Source organism: Thermococcus sp. Bubb.Bath (assembly GCF_012027595.1).
Classification (GTDB): domain Archaea; phylum Methanobacteriota_B; class Thermococci; order Thermococcales; family Thermococcaceae; genus Thermococcus.
Genome location: NZ_SNUR01000068.1, coordinates 1 through 389, shown reverse-complemented (window position 1 = coordinate 389; position 389 = coordinate 1). Strand labels below are relative to the sequence as shown.

Below are 389 nucleotides of genomic sequence, written 5' to 3'. Positions count from 1 at the left end.
TGGCTAAAATCCTGAAAGGCGAAGTTCCGGAGGGTGAAGAGTGATGGCTGATGATAACAGAATCATGGAGAATGTTGATAATGTTAGAGAACCAACCAAGGAAGATACTGTCGCTGAGACCATAAAGAGCCGTTTCCCCAATGCTCACGTGGAGATACGGGAGAACAAGTGGGGAAGGAAGCGCGTCTGGGTGATCGTTCCACGAGAAGACTACAAAGCGCTCATGAAGTTCCTCCTTGAACTCGACCCAGAGGCCCACTATTCGATAGGAATAGAGCAGGACTACGGGGAAGAGATAGGCTATATGAGCCACATCCTCCTGCACTACGACAATGCTCCAGCAGTCTCACTGCTCGTCGATGTTAGAGTACCCAAAGACGATCCAGTAA

At 49.4% G+C, this 389-nt stretch carries 1 pseudogene; it reads left to right on the top strand.

From position 1 onward, the window contains the following. Window positions 1-43: 43 nt before the first annotated feature. Window positions 44-389 (top strand): annotated as a pseudogene (locus E3E29_RS11540) (hydrogenase); the annotation flags it as partial.